Source organism: Mesorhizobium sp. dw_380 (genome assembly GCF_018588885.1).
GTDB lineage: Bacteria > Pseudomonadota > Alphaproteobacteria > Rhizobiales > Rhizobiaceae > Mesorhizobium.
Window position 1 is genome coordinate 31,685 of the sequence record NZ_JAFFIW010000045.1, and the last position, 20,521, is coordinate 52,205.

The window sequence follows — 20,521 nt, forward strand, 5'->3', positions numbered from 1 at the left end:
TCAGCCGGTCTGGCTGCGCGCCGCACGCGACTTCAACAGACGCTGGATCTCCGCCGCGCTTGACGGCACGCCAATCAAATACCCCTGAGCCTCGGTACAGCCATTCTTGCGCAGCATGTCGAGTTGCGCCTCTGTCTCGACACCCTCGGCCGTGACAGTGATGCCGAGTTCGGCACCCAGTCCGATAATGGTGCGAACGATCGCCGCCGTGTCCCGATTGCCCATGTCGCGGATGAACGAACGGTCGATCTTGATCTTGTCGACTGGGAACCGTCTGAGGTAGCCGAGCGAGGAATAGCCGGTGCCGAAATCATCCAGCGCGATGCGGATGCCGAGATCGCGCAACTGTCGCAGCGTCTTCAGCACCGCTTTGCTCTCGTCCATCAGCACGGTTTCGGTGATTTCCAGTTCCAGCCGCCCGGCTGGCACGCCCGAAAAGGCCAAAGCCGAGATGACGTCGCGGGCAAAGCCGCCGCTTTTGAGCTGAACGGCCGAGACATTGACCGCGATGCGCAAGCCGGGAGGCCAGCTTGCCGCCGCCGCGCAGGCCTTCCTCAGCGCCCACTCGCCAAGCGGCACGATCAGTCCGGTTTCTTCGGCGACCGGAATGAAGTCGTCCGGCCCGACCGTGCCGCGCGCCGGCGAATGCCAGCGCATCAAGGCTTCCGCACCAATGATCTCGCCGGACGCGATGTTCATGATGGGCTGGAAATCGAGATCGAATTCCTGGCGCGGCAGCGCGGCCTCGAGGTCGACCTCAAGCGCCCGGCGGGCCTGCACTATGGCGTCCATTGCGGGCTCGAAGAAACGATAAAGGCTGCGTCCTTCGCTCTTCGCCCGATAAAGCGCCGTGTCGGCGTTTTTCAGCAGCGTATCGGCGTCCCTGCCATCGTCTGGAAAGACGGCGATCCCCAGGCTGATGCCGACATGCATGTCCCGGCTCTTGTCGCGAAACGGTTTTGCGACCGCTTCGATGATGCGCTTCGCCAGTTTTTCAGCATCGGCGATGCCCTTGAAATTGAACTGCATGACGACGAACTCATCGCCCCCAAAGCGGGCGACGATGTCTGTTTCACTGCGCAGGCAACGCTGCAGCCTCTCGGCCACACATTTCAGCAGCCAGTCGCCGGCCGGGTGCCCCCAGCTGTCGTTGACCGCCTTGAAGCGGTCGAGATCGAGCGAGAAGATCGCCAACGGCGCGGCCGCCGCGTCTTCCAGCGCGAGGTCGAGCCGTTCGCGAAACATCGAGCGGTTGGGCAGTCCGGTCAGCGTGTCGTGATGCGCAAGATGGGTCATGCGCTCTTCGGCGAGGCGGCGTTCGGTGACGTCGTCGAAAGTCGCCACCCAGCCGCCGCTCATCGGCCGGCGTGTGACCAGGATCGTCCTGCCGTCGGTAAGATGCCGATAGGCCGAATGGATTTTTCCCGCCCGTCGGCAGGCTTCGGTCTTGGCGACTTCGCTGTCGACGTCGATCTGCGTATAGATGCCGAGTTCCAGCAAGCGTTCGAGCGCGTCGCGATGCGTCGTTCCAAGCGGGAAATCCGCCGCGGTGACGTTGTAAAGTTCCAGAAATCGCTCGTTGCGCACGATCATCTTGCCGTCGGCGTCGTACATCAGCAGGCCTTGCGACATGTTGGCGAGCGCTGCGTCGAAGCGGCGATGCTGTTCCTTCAGATCCTGTTCGGCGCGCCGCTGTTCGGTGATGTCCTCGTAGATAGAGACCCAACCGCCCGAGGCCAGCGGGCGATGCGAGATGCGGATGATGCGGCCGTCTGCCAGCGCCTCCTCGTAGGTCGAGGGTTTCGCCTGGTCGATATAGGGTTTGCGGATGGCATAGAGTTCGTCGGCGCTCTGCGAGGCGATGCCGATGTCGACGCTGTGCCGCAGAATGTCGATGAAGCGGATGCCGGGCCGTATCACCTTGGGGTCGAGGCGGAAAATGTTCAGGTAATTGCCATTGCAGATGATCATGCGCTCGTCGGCGTCGAACATGCACAGGCCATGCGACATGTTCTCGACAGCGGCTGAAAAGCGTTCGTTCTGTTCGCGCAGTTCGTCTTCCATGCGGCGTGGGCGCTCCACGCCTTCGGCCACCCGCTCCGGGACGACCGAACCATCCTTGACATCCACGACGGGCATGGGGCGCCTGCGGTGCTGATCGAACATCGCACTGTGGACGTTTCTCGGTTAATTTAGCGTTTTCTATCCTACCGCCGACGTCGGAACCTGGTGCCGCGACGTCTCGATCGCCGAAAACCGCTTCAGGAATGCATTCTGCGCCCAGGTCACGGAGCGCGGTGTGAAATCGAAACGCTCGGCGGAAAAACCGCGCGGGCGGCCGAAGAACTCCGTCGCCTCGGCGGTGGAAAAGCCGGCCAGCAGCGTTGCCTCGAAATAGGCGGCGATCTGGTCGGCGCGCTTGATCTCCTTGCGCAATGCCGCAGCCAGGTCGGGGGGCAGCGAGAAGCGAAGATGGATGGCGCGCTGCAGGCGCAATTCGCAGTCCTTGTAGCTGCCGCCCATCACCGACTTGAACGGCGAGATCATGTCGCCGATGACATATTCAGGCGCATCGTGCAGCAGCGCGGCGAGGCGGTCGGTGGCCGACGCCTGGGGCATCAGGTCGTTGAACAGGGCTTCGACCAGAAGCGAATGCTGGGCGACCGAAAAGGCATGCTCGCCGCTGGTCTGGCCGTTCCAGCGGGCGACACGGGCCAAGCCATGGGCAATGTCCGAAATCTCGATGTCGAGCGGCGAGGGGTCGAGCAGGTCGAGCCGGCGGCCGGACAGCATGCGCTGCCAGGCGCGTGGCGGCGCGCCGGTGCGGTCCGCCGCCATCAGGCGTCCTCCGCGCTGACGGTTTCCTGCGGGAAACTGAATTTGGCCCAGGCGGGAATGGCCAGCGTCACCGGCACATCGCCCGCCAGGATCGGCTGGCTGGCGTCCAGCGCCGCCTTGACCCTGTCGACGCGGGCAATGGCAAGCCCAGTGGCGCCGGAGTTCGAGCCGAGCGTGCCGACCGGCCGTCCCTCGACCGTAACCTCGGTACCAGCGGCAGGCAGGGGAAGCCCGGCTTGGACAATCAGCAGGCGCCGCCTGGCCGTGCCGCGATGCTGCATGCGCGAGACGACTTCCTGGCCGACATAGCAGCCCTTCCTGAAACCGACGCCGCCCATCTCGTCGAGCAGCACATCGTGCGGGAAGGCGTCGCCCAACGCATAATCTGCGCCGCTTTCGGCGACGCCGTGGGCGATGCGGAAGGCCTGCCATGCATCGTCGTCGCCGGTCTCTGCGGTGCCGGCATAGGAGCGCGTGACGCTCTCATGAAAGCGCCTGTCGGCAAGCGCCGTTGGATCAGTTTCTGAGGCGATTGACTCTGTTCCCCACGCAATGGTGACAAACGCCTGTTCCGACTTGCTAATCTCGACCTTGGCGCGAAGCCTGTAGAGCATCAGCCGGCGGATGAAATCATCTGAAATGTCGGCACGGCATTCGAGCCGGAAGGCGTTTTCACCGGCTCGCGAGATCAGGAAGTCGAACAGGATCTTGCCCTGCGGCGTCAACAGTGCGCCGGGCTTTGCTTCGCTTTCGCGCAGTGCATCGAGGTCGGTGGTCAGGATGTTTTGCAGAAAGTGCTCGGCATCCGGGCCCGAGACGGAGATGAGAGCGCGGTCTTTCAGCAGGGCAAAGGGCATGGGGCGGATAAAAGCCTGATCTTGCAAAACGGTTGGCCATTACGTAAGCCGCTGACACTCCCCCCGCAAGAGATCGATCAGCATGGCCAACACTTACGACCTCATCCTGACAGGCGGCATGGTGGTCAACCATGACGGCGAGGGCCGACGCGACATCGGCGTGAAGGCAGGGCGCATCGCCGCGATCGGCGATCTCCGCCAGGCTTCGGCCGGCGAGACGATCGAATGCCATGGCCTGCATATCCTGCCGGGAGTCGTCGACAGCCAGGTGCATTTTCGCGAGCCCGGATTGGAGCACAAGGAAGACCTGGAAACGGGCTCGCGGGCAGCGGTGCTGGGCGGTGTCACAGCGGTGTTCGAGATGCCCAACACCAATCCGTTGACCACCAGCGAGGCAACGCTTGCCGACAAGGTTCGCCGCGGCAGTGGCCGCATGCATTGCGATTTTGCGTTCTGGGTCGGCGGCACCCGCGACAACGCCAGGGATGTCGGCGAGCTCGAGCGGTTGCCGGGTGCTGCGGGAATAAAGGTCTTCATGGGTTCATCCACCGGCGACCTGCTGGTCGAGGATGACGAAGGCGTCGCCTCGATCCTGAGGAATACCCGCCGCCGTGCCGCTTTTCATTCGGAGGATGAGTTCCGGCTGCGCGAGCGTCTGGGCGAGCGCATCAATGGTGATCCGTCATCGCACCCGGTCTGGCGTGACGAGATCGCCGCCCTGCGCTGCACCGAACGGCTGGTGCGCATCGCGCGGGATGTTCGCGCCCGCATCCATGTCCTGCACATCTCGACCGCCGAGGAGATCTTGTTCCTCGAACAGCATAAGGATGTCGCGACCTGTGAGGCGACGCCACACCATCTGACGCTGAGCGCCGACGACTATGCCCAGCTCGGCACGCTGATCCAGATGAACCCGCCGGTGCGCGCCAGACGCCATCGCGATGGTGTCTGGCATGGCATTGCACAAGGCATCGTCGACGTGCTCGGCTCCGACCACGCGCCGCACACGCTGGCCGAAAAGGCAAAGCCGTATCCGGCTTCACCCTCGGGCATGACCGGGGTACAGACGCTGGTGCCGATCATGCTCGACCACGTCAATGCTGGCCGGCTGACCTTGCAACGCTTCGTCGACCTGTCCAGCCACGGCCCACAGCGCATCTTCGGCATGGCCAGAAAAGGCCGCATCGCCGCCGGCTACGATGCCGACTTCACCATCGTCGACATGAAGCGGCGCGAAACCATCACCAATGCCCAAGCCGGCTCGAAAGCCGGCTGGACGCCTTATGACGGCAAGCAAGTGACCGGCTGGCCGGTCGGCACCGTCATTCGCGGCCAGCGCATCATGTGGGAGGGCGAGATCGTGACGCCGGGCCAGGGCAGGGCGGTGGAGTTCTCCGAGGCGCTGCCCGCATAGCTATTTCACAGCGTTGGATTTCTTAGGCACGATCCACTAAGTTGAGGGGGTTATGCACACAGACATCGCGCCAATGATTGTTCCCGCTGAGTTTCCGGAACTCCAGGCACTCGTCTGGCACCGCGATGCAACGCGCCCGATTCCTGCCGAGGAGGCTTTCGCCATCTACGAGCGGAACTGGCGCTTTGTCGATCAAAAGCGCCTGACACCATCTGAAAGGCTGCTTATCCAGAACCTGGCGGACAAATTCGGCCATGGCATTCTTTTGACCACTGGCTAAAGTTTCGTTTTCCTTCCTGATCTCTCCGCAACTGGAATATCCACAGGACACACCGCGAGCGGAAATCATGAAGGAATTCGAGAAGCTTGAACACCGGATCATTGCTGAAGCCCTCGGATTGATGGACCACCATCTCCTGACCGCAAACAAATGCTGGTTTGGGGGCGGGACGGCGATTGTCATGAAATTCGGCGAGTACCGGCGATCCCTGGATGTCGATTTCCTGTGTGCCGATGCCGATGGCTATCGCGAATTGCGGACCCATGCGGTCCAACGAGGGATCAGGGCATTTTTCCCCGAACCCGTCGAAGCCGTTCGAGATTTCCAGATCGACCAGTATGGTTTTAGGACAGTCGTAAGATTGCAGGGCCAACCGATCAAATTCGAAGTGATCCGCGAAGGTCGTATCCAACTTCAGGGTCATTTCGACAATGATCTAAAGGTACCTGTCCTCGTTGCAGAGGACATGTTTGCCGAGAAGCTGCTGGCCAATGCCGATCGGTGTCAGGATCGCGCGACCGCATATCGCGATGCCATCGACCTAGGGATCTTGATTGGTATCCATGGAAGGATCCCGGCGCAGGCTCGCGTCAAGGCACAGACCGCCTACGGCGCTGACATCCAGAACAAGGTTGCCTGGGTCGCAAACAAGCTCCAGGACCAGGACGAGCTACGCAATGCTGCCGAGGTCCTGCAAATGAATCCCGACGTGGCCACAAAAGCGATCTCGGCGCTTCGAGATGAAGGTATCCGCCTTTGGCCTGATGCAGGCATTCTCAGCGGCGTTGTCGATCGGCAGGGATAAGCATTCGCGTGCCGAGGTTTCAATCCCCCGCGACGAAAAACGTCCATTGTCCGGCGGGCGTGATGCCGACGCGGTAGAAGATGTAGGCCCCGAACTGCTTCATGTCATCGAAATCGCCGGCGGTGACGATCTTGAACAGCTCGACACGCTGCCTGGCGTCGAGTTTATCCAGCGGCAGCGCGAAGAAATACGGCCAGACATAGAGTTCCTGCGGTGTTCCCGCGTCGACATGGACATAGCCGGCACCGAGCACCTCTTCCAGAATGGCCAGGATCTCCTGGCCGTCAGGATCACCGGAGAGCCCCTTGAGGAAGGCGATGGCGTCGCCGTCGATGTCGGCCAGCGATATCTGGGTCATGCTGTCGCCCTTGCCGATTAGAGGCCTGAGCTTTTCGATGTCGCCGCTCTGGCAGGCTTCGATGATCAGGCCATGCATTCGCCGCACGGGCTCGGGCAGCTTGCCGAGGTCGTAGACGACTTCCGGCAGGGGCGCTTCCGGATCGACACGTGGCCTGTTGATGCCGCCGTCCGATGGACTGTCCGGCTCCGCGGCGTCTGGAACCGCCGGCTGGGTGGTCGAAGACGGCGTTCCCACCGGATCCGGCATGGGGACTGTGCTTCCGGGCGCCGAACCATCCGTCGACGGCGTGACGGGCGAGGGAAGCTCTTCGCGCTTGATTTCGCTCAATGCATGGGCAGGGCTGCTCACCAGGCACGTCATCAAGGCAATCGCGGCACAGCACGCGGCGAGACGGATGTGGAGGACCAGGCCCGTCGGCGGCCCGCCTGACATCGGAAAGTTCACCGCCCGTATCTCCCTGCTTCCGGGCATGATGCCCGAACGGCACTCGATCGTCAAAGAACCAGATATCGGTTCAGTGCCGCAGCCGCTCAGGTTCGAAGGCGCCAGCGATCACCTTCTCGCGCATGCGGTCGAGCAGGGCAAGGGCCGAGGTCTCGCCGTTGGCGCGCAACATTTCACCGAATGCGGTCTCAAGCGCCGCCTCGGCGATAATTTCGGGCTCGATGCCGGCCGACAGACCCTCCGCCCAGGCCTCGCTGTGGCTCTCCACCGCGGTGAGGCGTTTTTCTTCCCTGACCAGGGCGTCGATGTCGTTGGCAGCATGTTCCATAAGCGATGTCCACCCTTTCAAGCGGCGATCCATGGCGGGGATCAGGCTTGATCTGTTCCGTTTACACACAGCCTCAAAGTAAGTACTTGTAAATACGACATTTTCTTGATCGTTCTTTACAAAGGCCGGCTGCGCTTGGCGAAGCTTCATTCAATCCGGCTCAAACTTAGCCGATAAGACCGGCTTGCGGGGCGAAAACCTTCAGTTTGAGTTAATTCCGCATTCGTGCGCTAACGTTTCATTAACGTTGTTGCAGAAGTGCAACAGCAGGATTGCACCGGATGTCGGCCGGCACAAGCCGGGTACGCCTGTCCTTGGCGGCGAGGGTGCGAATATCTGTTGATGGACCAGTGTGGCTCCGGTTCACGCCTTCGTGGAATTGCCCCTAGTTGCCGTAACGCGAGGCGATGTCGCGCGACAGGGTCTCGCCTTCCTTCATGTAGCGGCTGATGGCTTCGGTGGCTGACGTCGTGCACTGCGCGTAGGTGCCGCCGAAGGAGCGGTAGCCGCGGTTGAAGCTGGCGATGAAGCGGGCACGCCGTTCCGGGTCCGGATTTTCCGAATCGAGCAGTTTTTCCATTTCACCCCTCCACTGGTCGCCCTTTTCTCCACACAGATTGCGCAGGAAATGCAGCGACCCCAGAATTTCGGCCAGGCGCATCAATCCGGGTTCGAACGGCGCCTCGGCGCCCGACGCCGGCCGCGCCGCAACGGTCATACTGACGGCAAGGCATAAGGCGATGAGAAATGGAGAGCGGCTCATAGGTCTATGTGGCCAAACAATTTGTCGCCCGCAAGGCGTTTTCTGATGCGGATTTCAGCGGCTCTCAGGGAAGCCAGAAGGTCGACCGAGCAGATCTTCCGCCACGGCGAACACCGAACCGGCAAGCGGCAGCGCCGCCATCTCGCGCAGCGTGTAGAAGGCGGCTGTCTCGGCGTCGTCGCTAGCCGCGGCCTCGCCGCCAGCGTAGATGGCGCCGAAGACCGTGAGGCGATAATCGACCGGGTGGGAATCGTCCCTGCCGTCGATATGGATTTCCCGAAGCGGGCGCAAACCGGTGGCATGCAAACCGGTCTCTTCGAGCAGCTCGCGCCGTGCTGCGTCCATCAAGGTCTCGCCAGCCTCGACCTTGCCGCCGGGAAAGGCATACAGCCCCTGTGAGGGCTGCCGCGCCCGTTTGACCAGGAGCACGGTATCGCCACGCACGACGGCTACCGAGACCGCCGGGAGTATCTTGCGGGCTGTGTCCATCGGTACTCGATCAACTCCTTTGAGGCAGGTCTTTTGTGGACCGCCAGCATGGGCAAGCTTTAGCGGTTGCGCAACGCCGCTTCGATTGTCACTTTCAACGCCGAACCATTCGAGAGACACAATCGACCATGTGCGGACGCTTTGCCTTGACCGGCACGCCGGACCAGACCGCCGCCTTTTTGGGCCTCGCCGAACTGGAGGCGTTCCCGGCCCGCTACAATATCGCGCCGACGCAGCCGGTCCTGATGGCAACCGCCGGCGCGCCGCGGGCGCCGGGCTCCAATTTGCCGGACCGGCAGCCGATGCTGGTGCGCTGGGGGCTCATTCCTGCCTGGGTGAAAGATACCAGGGAATTTCCGCTGCTGTTCAACGCGCGCTCGGAAGGGGCAATCGAAAAGGCTTCGTTCAAGGCCGGCATGCGCCATCGCCGTGCACTGGTGCCGGCATCCGGCTTCTACGAATGGCGGCAAACCGGGGGCAAGAAAGGCCAACCCTACTGGATACGACCCAGGCATGGCGGGCTGGTCGCCTTTGCCGGCCTGATTGAGACCTATGCCGAGCCGGGTGGCTCGGAAATGGACACCGGCGCCATCCTGACGGTCAACGCCAATGCCGACATCGCCCATATCCACGACCGGATGCCGGTGGTCATCGATCCCAGGGATTTCGCCCGTTGGCTGGATTGCCGCACGCTCGAGCCGCGCGATGTCACCGACCTGCTGCGGCCGGCACGACCCGATTTCTTCGAGGCAATTCCCGTCTCAGACCTCGTCAACAAGGTCGCCAACACCGGACCGGAGATTCAGGAGCGGGGTGTCCTGCAGCCAGAGCCCGACAAAGTCAGGCGCCAGAAGCCTGGCGCGGACGACGGTCAGATGACGCTGTTCTAGCGAAGCCCGTCGAGGGCCTTATTTCCGGGGCGCCTGGTCGCGCCCTCGTCGCCGGCGATTGCGCCGGATCTCAAGCAGCGCGGGGCGATACGATCTTCTGCGCGGGCTTCTTCTTCTTCGCTGTATGAAGAAGGGCGGCGACGATCGCGGCAGGACCGATCGCGCGATAGTGGCTGTCCAGTGCCGGTTGCTTGGCGCGGTTTGCGTCTTGCTTGCTTCGAGGCATGTTTCTCTTCCCAGGTAACGTTTTCGTGTTTGCGTTTGGTCGCTGATTCCGACCAAATCGTGACGCTTGATGATCTAGTCGGCGAATGTTTCATGACTGTGCCGACATGTTTAATAAAATGTTTCACTGCCTGATTCCGCGTGATCGGGCGACGAGTTTGCCAGTCGTGGCGACGTTTTTCCTGGGATCAGCGACTTGACGGCAACACTGGCCAAGGCGATAAAGCCGCCCATGAAAACGTCTTTCGCCATTTGTGGCATTTGCATTATTGGCTAGCCTCGCGCTGGTCCGGACGTTTTCGCCTCATCTTTCCCCAGATTGGACAAACGCCCCGGCCAGCAGGCTGGAGTCCGATTTGCGCCTCGGCGCTGCTTGGCTCCATCCAGACAAGAAGTTCTGAACCGGGAAGGCATGGAATGTCCGACGCATCGCAGGGCCTGCGCCTCTACAACACGCTGACGCGGACGAAAGAGAATTTCGTCCCCATCGATGCGCGCAATGTACGCATGTATGTCTGCGGTCCGACCGTCTACGACTTCGCCCATATCGGCAATGCCAGGCCGGTCATCGTCTTCGACGTGCTGTTCCGTCTGCTGCGCCATCTCTATGGCGAGGCGCACGTCACATATGTGCGCAACATCACCGACGTCGACGACAAGATCAACGCGCGCGCGCTGCGCGATTTTGGCGGCGAGATCGCTTCGGGGGCGCTCTCGCTCAACGAAGCGATCCGGCGGGTGACCGAAAAGACCGCCGACCAGTTCCACAGGGATGTCGCAACGCTCGGCTGCCTGGAGCCGACGGTCGAACCGCGCGCCACCGAATTCGTCGAGCCCCGCGCCGACGGCAAGGCCGACATGATCACCCTGATTCGAAACCTGATCGAACGGGGCCATGCCTATGTCGCCGCAGGCGAAGTTCTGTTCGATACCGCGTCGATGCCCGAGTATGGGCAATTGTCGAAACGCAATCTCGACGAACAGCAGGCCGGCGCCCGCATCGCCGTCGATGCGCACAAGAAGAACCCTGGCGATTTCGTGCTGTGGAAACTGTCGTCGCCGGAAGAGCCGGGCTGGGAGAGCCCGTGGGGCAGGGGCCGGCCGGGCTGGCACATCGAATGCTCGGCGATGTCGGCGGCCTATCTCGGCGAGGTCTTCGACATCCATGGCGGCGGCCTCGACCTGATCTTCCCGCACCATGAGAACGAGATCGCCCAGTCGCGCTGCGCCCACGGCACGTCAGTCATGGCCAATGTCTGGATGCACAACGGCTTCCTGCAGGTCGAGGGGCAGAAGATGTCGAAGAGCCTCGGCAATTTCTACTCGATCCAGGAGCTGCTGCAGACCGAGACCTTCGGCGGCCGCAGCTGGCCGGGTGACGTTCTGCGGCTGGCGATGCTGATGACGCATTACCGTGAGCCGATCGACTTTTCCGTGCGCAAGCTGGAGGAAGCGGAGAACACGCTGCGCAAATGGAAACGTGCGGCGGATCTGGCGCCGGCGGCGGCAAGGCAGTTACCGGCGGAGGTCATCGATGCGTTGTCGGACGATCTCGCCACCTACGCCGCTTTCCAGGTCCTGACGCAGCTGGCCGGCGAGGCGGCGGACGGCAACGGCACTGGCGACAACGCTGCCGCCGCTTCGCTGAAGGCCGCACTTACCTTCCTCGGTTTTGACGTCGGCGCGGCCAAGGTGGACGAGGACGCGATCGCCAATGCCATCGCCAAACGTCTGGAACTGATCGCTGCGAAGAACTGGACCGAAGCCGACCGCATCCGCGACGAGCTGCTGGCCAAAGGCGTACAGCTGAAGGACGGCAAGGATCCGGTCACCGGCGAACGCGTGACGACGTGGGAGGTGAAGCGGTGAGGGCGGCGCGAAGCACCCCCCTCTGTCCTGCCGGACATCTCCCCCTCAAGGGGGGAGATTGGACTTCACTTCGGCTTTCGCCAATCGCGGACGTCGAAGATTGGGCGCCATCGGCGAAGCTGTCGATCTCCCCACTTGAGGGGGAGATGTCCGGCAGGACAGAGGGGGGCGCCTCGCGATGACCCATCATCGTGTATCTCCCGTCAATCGCGGCAATGCGCGCAAGATGCGCAAGGCTATGACCGATGCCGAACTGAAACTCTGGAACGAGATACGCGCACACCGACTCATGGGGCTGGCGTTTCGACGTCAAATGCCGATCGCTGGCCATATCGTTGATTTTGCTTGCCCCAACAAGAAGCTGATCGTTGAGCTGGATGGCTCCCAGCACACTTCTCATGAGGTTTCGGCATCTGATGCCGCGCGAACAGCCAGGCTCAAAGCGCTTGGCTGGACCATCCTGCGCTTCTGGAATGACGACGTCATTCGCGATATCGACAATGTCTGTCACCACATTGTCATCGAGGCCGGCCTGGGCAATGCCGCGATGCCGGCTCACGAACCAGCAAGGGAGGCTGCTCCATGATCGACCATCTCGGCATCACCGTTGCCGATTTCGACGCTTCGAAGGCGTTTTACGACAAGGCGATGGCGCCGCTTGGCGCCTCCTTGCTCTACATGGTGCCCACGGAATACACCGGCGGCGTCAAGGTTGGCGGCTATGGCCGTGACCGGCCGGTGTTCTGGTTGCATGCCGGCAAGGACAAGCCCAGGGATCGCCAGCACGTCGCCTTTAGCGCGCGCAGCCGCGCCGAGGTCGATGCCTTCCATACGGCGGCCCTTGCCGCCGGCGGCAAGGACAATGGCGGGCCTGGCCTGCGCCCGCACTATCACCCGAACTATTACGGCGCCTTCGCCTTCGATCCCGACGGCAACAATGTCGAGGCAGTCTGCCATGATCCGGAGTGAGACATGATGAGCCTGGACAACCGGCCGGTCTACACAGGCGGCTGCCAGTGCGGCGCGGTGCGCTTCCGTGTCGAAGGCGCGCTTGGCGACGCCTCCGTCTGCCACTGCCGCATGTGCCAGAAGGCATTCGGCTCGTTTTACGCGCCGCTGGTGTCGGTGCGTGGCGCCAAGCTCGACTGGACGCGTGGCGAGCCGAAATATTTCCGCTCGTCCAACCATGTCGATCGGGGTTTTTGCGCCAATTGCGGCACGCCGCTGACCTTCACCGCGCCGGATGGCGTTGGCTTGGCCATCGGCGCGTTCGACAATCCGGCGGAGATCGTGCCGCTGATCCAGTGGGGCACCGAGGCAAAACTGCCCTATGTCGACACCATCCCGCAATTGCCGGGCGAGGAGACGATGGCCGACATGGGTTCGGCTCCTTACCTGACCGATCTCGTCTCCTACCAGCACCCCGATCACGACACCGACCAATGGCCACCGGAGGAAAGATCATGACCGAGACTGTCCGGACCGGCGGCTGCCAATGCGGCGCCGTTCGCTTCCGCATCAAGGGGGCGCTCGGGCGCCCGTCCATCTGCCATTGCCGCATGTGCCAGAAGCAGTTCGGCAATTTCTTCGGCGCGCTGGTGACGGTGCCCAGGGATGGCGTCGAATGGACCCATGAGGAACCGAGCTACTTCCAGTCGTCGGTCAACATCGATCGCGGCTTTTGCGCTCGCTGCGGCACACCGCTGACCTATCGCCAGCCCGGCGGGCTCGAGATCGCCATCGGCGCCTTCGACGACCGTTCCGATCTGGCGCCGCAAATCCAGGTAAACTATGCGTCCCGGCTGCCTTGGGTGGAGACGATCTTCGACCAGCCCGTCCACCAGGATCCCGACTATTACGCGCGGCAGGAGCAGATCATCTCCTTCCAGCATCCCGATCACGAAACGGCCAACTGGCCGCAACAGGGCCTGAAACTATGAGCTTGCGCACCCTTTACCCGGAAATCGAACCGTTCGACTCAGGCATGCTCGATGTCGGCGACGGCCATCAGGTCTACTGGGAGCGGTCCGGAACCCAGGGCGCCAAGCCGGCCGTATTCCTGCATGGCGGACCAGGCGGCACCATCTCGCCCAAACACCGGCGGCTGTTCGATCCAAAGCTCTACGACGTTATCCTGTTCGACCAGCGGGGTTGCGGAAAATCGACGCCGAACGCCTCGCTGGAGGCCAACACGACCTGGCATCTCGTCGCCGACATCGAACGCCTGCGCGAGATGGCCGGCTTCGACAAATGGCTGGTGTTCGGCGGCTCCTGGGGCTCGACCCTGGCGCTCGCTTATGCCGAGACACATCCCGATCGCGTCACCGAGCTCGTGGTGCGCGGCATCTACACGCTGACCCGGGGCGAACTCGAATGGTACTATCAGTTCGGCGTCTCCGAGATGTTCCCCGACAAGTGGGAACGCTTCCTGGCACCGATCCCCGAGGCCGAGCGCGGCGACATGATGGCGGCCTATCGCAAGCGGCTGGTCGGGTCCGACCGCAAGGCGCAGATAGAGGCTGCCCGCGCCTGGAGCCTGTGGGAAGGCGAGACGATCACGCTGCTGCCGGAGCCGGAGACAAGCGGGCCGTTCGGTGAGGACGATTATGCGATCGCCTTCGCGCGCATCGAGAACCACTATTTCGTCCATGCCGGCTGGCTGGAGGAAGGACAGCTTCTGCGCGACGCCGGGAAACTCAGGGATATCCCCGGCACCATCGTCCACGGCCGCTACGACATGCCGTGCCCGGCGCGCTATGCCTGGGCCCTGCACAAGGCCTGGCCGAAGGCCGACTTCCATCTGATCGAGGGCGCTGGCCACGCCTATTCGGAGCCGGGCATCCTTGATCAGTTGATCCGGGCGACGGATAGGTTTGCGGGGAAATGACGATGCCAAGTTTCGCCCCAGAGGGGGGTGCTCGCGCGCCCGCAGGACAATGACAAAGCAACGCCTCTATCTCTTCGACACCACATTGCGCGATGGCCAGCAGACGCCGGGTATCGACTTTTCCGTCGAGGACAAGATCGCCATTGCAAAACTGCTCGACGATTTCGGCATGGACTATGTCGAGGGCGGCTATCCCGGCGCCAATCCGACCGACACTGCGTTCTTTCAGCAGAAGCGCACGGCACGCGCCAAATTCGTCGCCTTCGGCATGACCAAGCGTGCAGGGGTGTCGGCGTCCAACGATCCGGGCCTTGCAGCACTTGTGCAGTCGAAATCCGACGCCATCTGCTTCGTCGCCAAGAGCTGGGACTACCATGTCCGTGTCGCGCTGGGCTGCACAAACGAGGAAAACCTGGAGTCGATCAGAGCCTCCGTCGAGGCGGCGGTCGCTTCGGGCAAGGAAGCGATGGTCGACTGCGAGCATTTCTTCGACGGCTTCAAGGCCAATCCGGACTATGCGCTGGCCTGCGCAAGGACCGCCTATGAGGCCGGTGCGCGCTGGGTGGTGTTGTGCGACACCAATGGCGGCACGCAGCCGTCGGAGGTGAGCGTCATCGTCGACAGGGTCATCGCCGCGGGCATACCGGGCGGTCATCTCGGCATCCACGCCCATGACGACACCGGCCAGGCGGTTGCCAATTCGCTGGCCGCGGTCGAGGCCGGCGTGCGCCAGATCCAGGGCGCGTTGAACGGCATCGGTGAGCGCTGCGGCAATGCCAATCTGGTCTCGATCGTGCCGACGCTGGCGCTGAAGTCGGCTTTCGCCGATCGCTTCGAGACGGGTATTTCGGCGGAAGCGCTGACTGGCATTTCGCGTTTGTCGCGTGCCTTCGACGAATTGCTCAACCGTGCGCCTGAAGCGCAGGCGCCCTATGTCGGCGCCTCGGCTTTCGCCACCAAGGCCGGCATTCATGCCTCGGCGCTGGCGAAAGAACCGGCGACCTATGAACACGTTCCCCCGGAAACAGTCGGCAACCGCCGCCGCGTCATGGTCTCCGACCAGGGCGGCAAGGCCAATTTCCTCGCCGAGCTGAAACGACGCGGCATCGAGGTGCCCAGGGACGATCACCGGCTCGATGCGCTGATATCAGTCGTCAAGGAGCGCGAGGCGGAGGGCTACGCCTATGAGGGCGCCGACGCGTCCTTCGAGTTGCTCGCCCGCAAGATGCTGCACGGCCTGCCGGAATTCTTCAACGTCACCTCGTTCCGCTGCATGGTCGAGCGGCGCTTCGACGCCAACGGCCAGTTGAAGACGGTATCTGAGGCGATCGTGAAAGTGCTCGTCGACGGCGAGGAAAAGATGTCGGTGGCCGAGGGGCATGGCCCGGTCAACGCGCTCGACATCGCGCTGCGCAAGGATCTCGGGAAATACCAGAGCGAGATCGTCGATCTTGAGCTCGCCGACTTCAAGGTGCGTATCCTCAATGGCGGTACCGAGGCCATCACCCGCGTCCTGATCGAATCGCATGATTCCTCGGGCGCCCGCTGGTGGACGGTCGGCGTTTCCGAAAACATCATCGACGCTTCGTTCCAGGCGCTGATGGATTCGATCATCTACAAGCTTATGAAGAACCGCGAGATGGCGGGGCTTGTTGCGGCCGAGTAAGTTTGAACCATCAGCGAAAGTCCATTGATCCATCAGAACTTTGCGATGGTCTTGCCAGGGTGACTGCGCCATAGCGTTGGCCCATGGCCGCTGACGCAATTACCCTCGATGCAGATTCAACAGCCCGTCGCGGCTTCCTGCTGGCGCTCGGTGCCTATCTCTTGTGGGGATTGCTGCCCTTCTACATGAAGGCTGTGGCACATCTGCCTCTTGCCGAGGTCATCGCGCACCGCATCGTCTGGTCGGTGCCAATCGCCGCCGCGGTGCTGGTCTGGGCCGGCCGCACGGCGGACTTCAAGGCGGCAATTCGTTCGCCCCGCACCATCGCCATGGCGGCGCTGACGGCGGCGCTGATCTCGGTCAACTGGGGCATCTATGTCTGGGCCATCGCCGTCGACCGCACGGTAGAGACCGCGCTCGGCTACTATATCAACCCGCTGGTCAGCGTCGTCGTCGGCGCGCTGCTGCTTGGTGAGCGGCTCGACCGGTTGCAGATCGCCGCGGTAGTGCTTGCGACGGTCGCCGTGGCTGTGCTGACGATCGAAGGCGGCAAGCTGCCCTGGGTGTCGCTGGCATTGGCGTTTTCCTTCGCCGCCTATGGTTTCTTCCGCAAGACGCTGCCGATCGGGCCAAGCCAGGGTTTTCTGCTCGAAGTGCTTTTGCTGTCCGTGCCGGCTCTCGCCTATATCGTCTACCTGATCACGACCGGACAGGACCACATTGTGTCCAGCAACGGCACCGACACGGCTTTGCTGATCGGCTGCGGTCCGGTCACATCCGTGCCGCTGTTGCTGTTTGCATTCGGTGCCAAGCTGTTGCGGCTCTCCACCATCGGCATCATGCAATACATCGCGCCGACCATGGTGTTCCTGATCGCCGTGCTGATCTTCGACGAGCCTTTCGGCACCACCCAGGCGGTTGCGTTCGTGCTGATCTGGACGGCACTGGCGATCTATTCCTGGTCAATGCTGACGACAGCGCGCAGGGCCAAGCCGCAGCCCGCACGGTAAGGAGTTTCGATGTATCTGCTGCATATCGCCAACAAGAATTATTCCTCATGGTCGCTGCGGCCCTGGGTGCTGATGCGCGCTCTGGATATCCCATTCGAGGAGCGGCTGACGCCGTTCCCGAGCGGATCGAGCTGGAACCTCTACCGGCAGTTCTCGCCCAACGGCCGGGTGCCGTGCCTGATCGACGACGGCTGGGCGGTCTGGGACTCGCTCGCCATCACCGAATATCTGGCGGAGCGCCACCATGGCGTGTGGCCCGTCGAGGCCAAGGCGCGCGCCTGGGCGCGCTCGGCCGCCGCCGAGATGCATTCGAGCTTTACCGCACTGCGTGGCGCCTGTCCGATGGGTTGCGGCCTGCGCATAGAGCCGTTTCCGATGTCCGACGCGCTGAAACAGGACCTCTTTCGCCTCGGCGACCTCTGGAACGATGGCCTAGCCCGTTTTGGCGGGCCGTTTCTGGCCGGCGCTCATTTCACCGCTGTGGACGCTTTCTTTGCCCCGGTGGCGTTTCGCGCACGATCGTATGGGCTCTCCTTCGAGGGGGCGGCTGCAGCCTATCCAGCGCGGTTGCTTGCCCTGCCGGCGATGTGCGAATGGTATGCGGCTGGCCTTGCCGAGACCTGGCGCGATCCCGACCACGAAGCGGAAGTCGCCGCCGCCGGCACCGTCATCGAGGATCTTCGCGCCATGGAGTGAAAGTCGCCGGCAGACGGCTACAATCCGCGGCCCAGCCGCCTGACGAACAGATAAGTAGCCGCGGCGAGAGCCAGCGATACAGCCGTCACCACCCAGAAGCCCATCGGCGTGTCGACCAGAGGCAGCCCGCCGACATTCATGCCGAACAGGCCCGAGATGATGGTCATCGGCAAGAGCACTGCCGTCATCACCGAAAGAATGTAAAGCAGCTGGTTCGACTGCATCGTCAGTTTCGCCATCAGCTCGTCCTGCAACAGCCTCGTGCGCGCCTGCAGCTGCTCACCGTCATGATAGAGGGTCTGAGCCCGGTGCGAGAGCCTTGCCGCCATATCGTTGATCAGCTCAGGCAATTCGTCGCGATGCGCATGGTCGAGGTGCCGGAATAGGTTGGTGAGCGTCGCCATCTGCCGGTGGATCACCACCAGCTGCCGGCGCGCCTCGACCAGCGCCTTCCGCTCATTGTGCCATGCGTCGCGCACGACGCGGTCCTCGATGCCGTCTAGCGTGTCGCCTAGCTTGCCGAGTTCGATCGCCATGCCGTCGAGCGACTGGCCCATGACCGCCTCGATCAGTTCCGTTGGCGAGCGGAATTTCCGCGATCCATTTTCCACCGCCTTGCGGACGGCATCGACCGACTCCAGCGGCTGCTTGCGGGCACCGATCAGCATCGCGTCGTTGAAGGCGAAACGGAAATGAACGAGCCCGCGTGCCTCCGAAAAGTCGTGCCTGAGGTCCGGCAGATCGCCATAGAGCCAGCCATCCTCATAGTCGATGTGACAGCCATGGCTGGGCGCGAGAAAAGCGTCGCGCGCCGGGGCCGGCAGAGCCTTCTCGGCGCCAATCTGCTGGCGGGCCCGCAGATCGGTGATCTGATAGCTGCGCCATGTCCAGTGCGCCTGCGCGCGGTCCTTGGTGCGGGAGCCATCGGCGGTGAAATGATAGATGAAGAACAGCCCGTGCTCGTCAGGCAGATAGGGCGACAGGTCGGTGCCTTCCGGGACGAGGGCGAGATCCATTGGGCGCAGTGCCAGATACGAGTTGCGAAAGCGGCGCCGCGCAGCGGCACCTGACCGCAATCTCTAGCATGCACGAACCCGGTTCCGTGTGACGGTTTCTTGACAGCCGATCACAGTGTGTCGAGCAGGCGGCAATGCGGTGTCCGCGTCTTTCGCCACCACCGCATTGCGGATTGCGGCTGCTCAGCGCTTCGGCCCAAACCCCGGATAAGGATTGAGCGGCACGATTGCGGTGATGTCCATCATACCGGCCTTGATCAGCGGCAGAGTGGCGAGATGGCCGCGCACTTCGGCGTCGTCTGATGCCTCGAACATCATGCCGCTGCCGGGAATGTCGCCGCGGTTCCAGACCTGGCGCACCGCGCCCTCCGAGTAGAGCGTGCGCCGCTGCTCGGCCTCGCCGGGCAGGAGCGGGGCAAAGTCAGCGTCGGCGAACTTTGCGGTGTTGCGGGTAAGAAGGGCAAAGAACTGCATGTCGGTCTCCTCTGGGGTTGGGATGGCCGAGTATTGCTTTTGGCTGGTCAGACTGTCCAAGACTGATTAGGCTAAAGTTAAGATCTATTAGGACTTGAAGCCAATGTTCGATTTGCGCCAGATCAGGTATTTCGTCACCGTCGCCGAGACCGGCAATGTCGGCCGCGCCGCCGAAATCCTGCACATTTCGCAATCGCCGCTCAGCCGGCAGATCATGCAGCTCGAGGAGCAGCTGGGCGTCGCTCTGTTCGAACGGGCAAAGCAGCGTGTTCATCTCAATGCCGAGGGCCGCGCCTTCCTTGCCGAGGCCCGCGCGCTGCTCGCCAATGCGCGACGCGTGGAGGAGTTCGGCCGCAACCTCGCCAGCGGCGCGGTCGGCCGTCTCGCCATCGGCTATGTCGAGGGCGCGGTGCATGCCGGGCTGGTCGCCGACATGCTCAGGCAATTCCGCCGCGAGCGGCCCGATTTCCATCTTCAGCTCAGGAGCCGGCGCACGGCGGCGCAGTTCGACGACCTACGGCAGCGCGTGCTTGACCTCGGCTTCGTCTACGCTCCGGCCCCGGTCGGCGATGCGGACATCGACAGCACGCTGGTGCGGCGCGAACCGCTGGTGCTGGCGATCCCCGAAGATGACCCGCTTGTTGAACTGTCCGAAATCTCTCCGCGGCACCTCGACGGCCGCACCTGGATCACCGTCGTGCGCCAGCCCGACGACACCAATCGCGGCCAGTTCCTCGCCGCTTGCGCCAAGGCCGGCTTTCTGCCCGACATCGCCTATGAGACAGCCGATCCGCTGACCTCGCTCGGCCTCGTCAGCGCCGGCCTTGGCCTGGCTACGGTGCAATCCAGTCTGCGCGCCGCCGCACCGCCGCAGATCGTGTTTCGAGATCTGCCATGGTTCGAACGCACGGTTTCAATTCACCTGGCCTGGCGGCGTCATGATCGGCGGGCGGTGATTGCGGATTTGCGGAGGGCAGTAGGCGGTAGGGCAGTAGGGCAGTAGGGCAGTAGGGCAGTAGGGCAGTAGGGCAGTAGGGCAGTAGGGCAGTAGGGCAGTAGGGAAGTAGGGACGTACGCATGGGGTCGAATCGGGTATCAGGTTCGCCACGCATCCGGCCCCCCAGTTCCCGGCAAATGTGTGGAGCGCTACCTCGTCGCACCGGGCGGTCGCCCAGTGGGCCGGGCGGCGTCGGCCGCTCGACGGACGGG

The 20,521-nt window shown here is 62.9% G+C and carries 23 protein-coding genes; 14 read left to right on the forward strand and 9 right to left on the reverse strand.

The features are described 5' to 3' along the window. From JT360_RS28340 to ygfZ, 3 genes are all read right to left on the reverse strand, one after another. Positions 1-2,139 (reverse strand): putative bifunctional diguanylate cyclase/phosphodiesterase, encoded by a 2,139-nt coding sequence (locus JT360_RS28340; protein WP_214475920.1) that lies wholly within the window; start codon positions 2,137-2,139, stop codon positions 1-3. Positions 2,140-2,202: 63 nt separating this feature from the next. Next, entirely contained in the window at positions 2,203-2,838 is a 636-nt protein-coding gene (locus tag JT360_RS28345) for a YfbR-like 5'-deoxynucleotidase (protein WP_214475922.1), read from the reverse strand. Continuing rightward, positions 2,838-3,695, reverse strand: a complete 858-nt coding sequence (ygfZ, locus tag JT360_RS28350) for a CAF17-like 4Fe-4S cluster assembly/insertion protein YgfZ (RefSeq protein ID WP_214475924.1) — start codon at positions 3,693-3,695, stop codon at positions 2,838-2,840. The genes JT360_RS28345 and ygfZ overlap by 1 nt, the downstream gene beginning before the upstream one ends. A gap of 82 nt (positions 3,696-3,777) precedes the next feature. Here ygfZ and JT360_RS28355 point away from each other — a divergent pair, with 82 nt between their 5' ends. The 3 genes from JT360_RS28355 (at position 3,778) to JT360_RS28365 (ending at position 6,194) form a co-directional block, all read left to right on the forward strand. Then, entirely contained in the window at positions 3,778-5,109 is a 1,332-nt protein-coding gene (locus tag JT360_RS28355; RefSeq protein WP_214475926.1) for a dihydroorotase, read from the forward strand. A 52-nt stretch (positions 5,110-5,161) separates the two neighbouring features. Then, the gene (locus JT360_RS28360; RefSeq protein WP_214475928.1) at positions 5,162-5,389 is read left to right on the forward strand and encodes a hypothetical protein; all 228 of its coding nucleotides are present in this window, start codon (positions 5,162-5,164) and stop codon (positions 5,387-5,389) included. Between the two features lie 67 nt (positions 5,390-5,456). After that, on the forward strand, positions 5,457-6,194 hold the full coding sequence (locus tag JT360_RS28365; protein ID WP_214475930.1) for a nucleotidyl transferase AbiEii/AbiGii toxin family protein: 738 nt from the start codon (positions 5,457-5,459) through the stop codon (positions 6,192-6,194). A gap of 19 nt (positions 6,195-6,213) precedes the next feature. Here JT360_RS28365 and JT360_RS28370 read toward each other — a convergent pair whose 3' ends face one another. The 4 genes from JT360_RS28370 to JT360_RS28385 form a co-directional block, all read right to left on the reverse strand. After that, entirely contained in the window at positions 6,214-6,999 is a 786-nt protein-coding gene (locus JT360_RS28370) for an alanine and proline-rich secreted protein Apa (protein ID WP_214475932.1), read from the reverse strand. Between the two features lie 70 nt (positions 7,000-7,069). Beyond that, positions 7,070-7,327 carry a hypothetical protein gene (locus tag JT360_RS28375; RefSeq protein ID WP_015318556.1) on the reverse strand — a complete coding sequence of 86 codons (258 nt, stop codon included), beginning with the start codon at positions 7,325-7,327 and terminating at the stop codon, positions 7,070-7,072. A 385-nt stretch (positions 7,328-7,712) separates the two neighbouring features. After that, positions 7,713-8,090 carry a TIGR02301 family protein gene (locus tag JT360_RS28380; protein ID WP_214475934.1) on the reverse strand — a complete coding sequence of 126 codons (378 nt, stop codon included), beginning with the start codon at positions 8,088-8,090 and terminating at the stop codon, positions 7,713-7,715. A 54-nt stretch (positions 8,091-8,144) separates the two neighbouring features. Further along, complete coding sequence (locus tag JT360_RS28385) at positions 8,145-8,579, reverse strand: NUDIX hydrolase (protein WP_214475935.1); 435 nt, start codon at positions 8,577-8,579, stop codon at positions 8,145-8,147. A gap of 128 nt (positions 8,580-8,707) precedes the next feature. Here JT360_RS28385 and JT360_RS28390 point away from each other — a divergent pair, with 128 nt between their 5' ends. The 10 genes from JT360_RS28390 (at position 8,708) to JT360_RS28435 (ending at position 17,822) form a co-directional block, all read left to right on the forward strand. Next, positions 8,708-9,469 (forward strand): SOS response-associated peptidase, encoded by a 762-nt coding sequence (locus JT360_RS28390; RefSeq protein WP_214475937.1) that lies wholly within the window; start codon positions 8,708-8,710, stop codon positions 9,467-9,469. Positions 9,470-10,111: 642 nt separating this feature from the next. After that, positions 10,112-11,563, forward strand: coding sequence for a cysteine--tRNA ligase (gene cysS, locus JT360_RS28395; protein WP_214475939.1), 1,452 nt, complete (start codon positions 10,112-10,114; stop codon positions 11,561-11,563). 178 nt (positions 11,564-11,741) lie between these two features. Next, positions 11,742-12,149 carry an endonuclease domain-containing protein gene (locus JT360_RS28400; protein ID WP_214475941.1) on the forward strand — a complete coding sequence of 136 codons (408 nt, stop codon included), beginning with the start codon at positions 11,742-11,744 and terminating at the stop codon, positions 12,147-12,149. Continuing rightward, complete coding sequence (locus JT360_RS28405) at positions 12,146-12,532, forward strand: VOC family protein (RefSeq protein ID WP_214475943.1); 387 nt, start codon at positions 12,146-12,148, stop codon at positions 12,530-12,532. The genes JT360_RS28400 and JT360_RS28405 overlap by 4 nt, the downstream gene beginning before the upstream one ends. A 6-nt stretch (positions 12,533-12,538) precedes the next feature. After that, positions 12,539-13,030 carry a GFA family protein gene (locus JT360_RS28410; protein WP_214475964.1) on the forward strand — a complete coding sequence of 164 codons (492 nt, stop codon included), beginning with the start codon at positions 12,539-12,541 and terminating at the stop codon, positions 13,028-13,030. Beyond that, positions 13,027-13,503, forward strand: a complete 477-nt coding sequence (locus JT360_RS28415; RefSeq protein ID WP_214475945.1) for a GFA family protein — start codon at positions 13,027-13,029, stop codon at positions 13,501-13,503. Before JT360_RS28410 ends, JT360_RS28415 begins: the two co-directional genes overlap by 4 nt. Then, positions 13,500-14,450, forward strand: coding sequence for a prolyl aminopeptidase (gene pip, locus JT360_RS28420; RefSeq protein WP_214475947.1), 951 nt, complete (start codon positions 13,500-13,502; stop codon positions 14,448-14,450). Before JT360_RS28415 ends, pip begins: the two co-directional genes overlap by 4 nt. A gap of 49 nt (positions 14,451-14,499) precedes the next feature. Next, positions 14,500-16,116, forward strand: coding sequence for a citramalate synthase (gene cimA, locus JT360_RS28425; protein WP_214475949.1), 1,617 nt, complete (start codon positions 14,500-14,502; stop codon positions 16,114-16,116). A gap of 83 nt (positions 16,117-16,199) precedes the next feature. Beyond that, a complete protein-coding gene (gene rarD, locus JT360_RS28430) occupies positions 16,200-17,126 on the forward strand; it encodes an EamA family transporter RarD (protein ID WP_214475951.1) in 927 nt (308 codons plus the stop codon). 9 nt (positions 17,127-17,135) lie between these two features. Further along, positions 17,136-17,822 carry a glutathione S-transferase family protein gene (locus JT360_RS28435; RefSeq protein ID WP_214475953.1) on the forward strand — a complete coding sequence of 229 codons (687 nt, stop codon included), beginning with the start codon at positions 17,136-17,138 and terminating at the stop codon, positions 17,820-17,822. Positions 17,823-17,839: 17 nt separating this feature from the next. Here JT360_RS28435 and JT360_RS28440 read toward each other — a convergent pair whose 3' ends face one another. Beyond that, positions 17,840-18,838 carry a transporter gene (locus tag JT360_RS28440; protein ID WP_214475955.1) on the reverse strand — a complete coding sequence of 333 codons (999 nt, stop codon included), beginning with the start codon at positions 18,836-18,838 and terminating at the stop codon, positions 17,840-17,842. Between the two features lie 183 nt (positions 18,839-19,021). Next, positions 19,022-19,312, reverse strand: coding sequence for a muconolactone Delta-isomerase family protein (locus JT360_RS28445; protein WP_214475957.1), 291 nt, complete (start codon positions 19,310-19,312; stop codon positions 19,022-19,024). A gap of 103 nt (positions 19,313-19,415) precedes the next feature. Between JT360_RS28445 and JT360_RS28450 the strand changes: the two genes are divergently transcribed. Continuing rightward, positions 19,416-20,315: a LysR substrate-binding domain-containing protein gene (locus JT360_RS28450; RefSeq protein ID WP_214475959.1), complete on the forward strand. Its 900-nt coding sequence runs from the start codon at positions 19,416-19,418 to the stop codon at positions 20,313-20,315. The last annotated feature ends 206 nt before the right edge of the window (positions 20,316-20,521 follow it).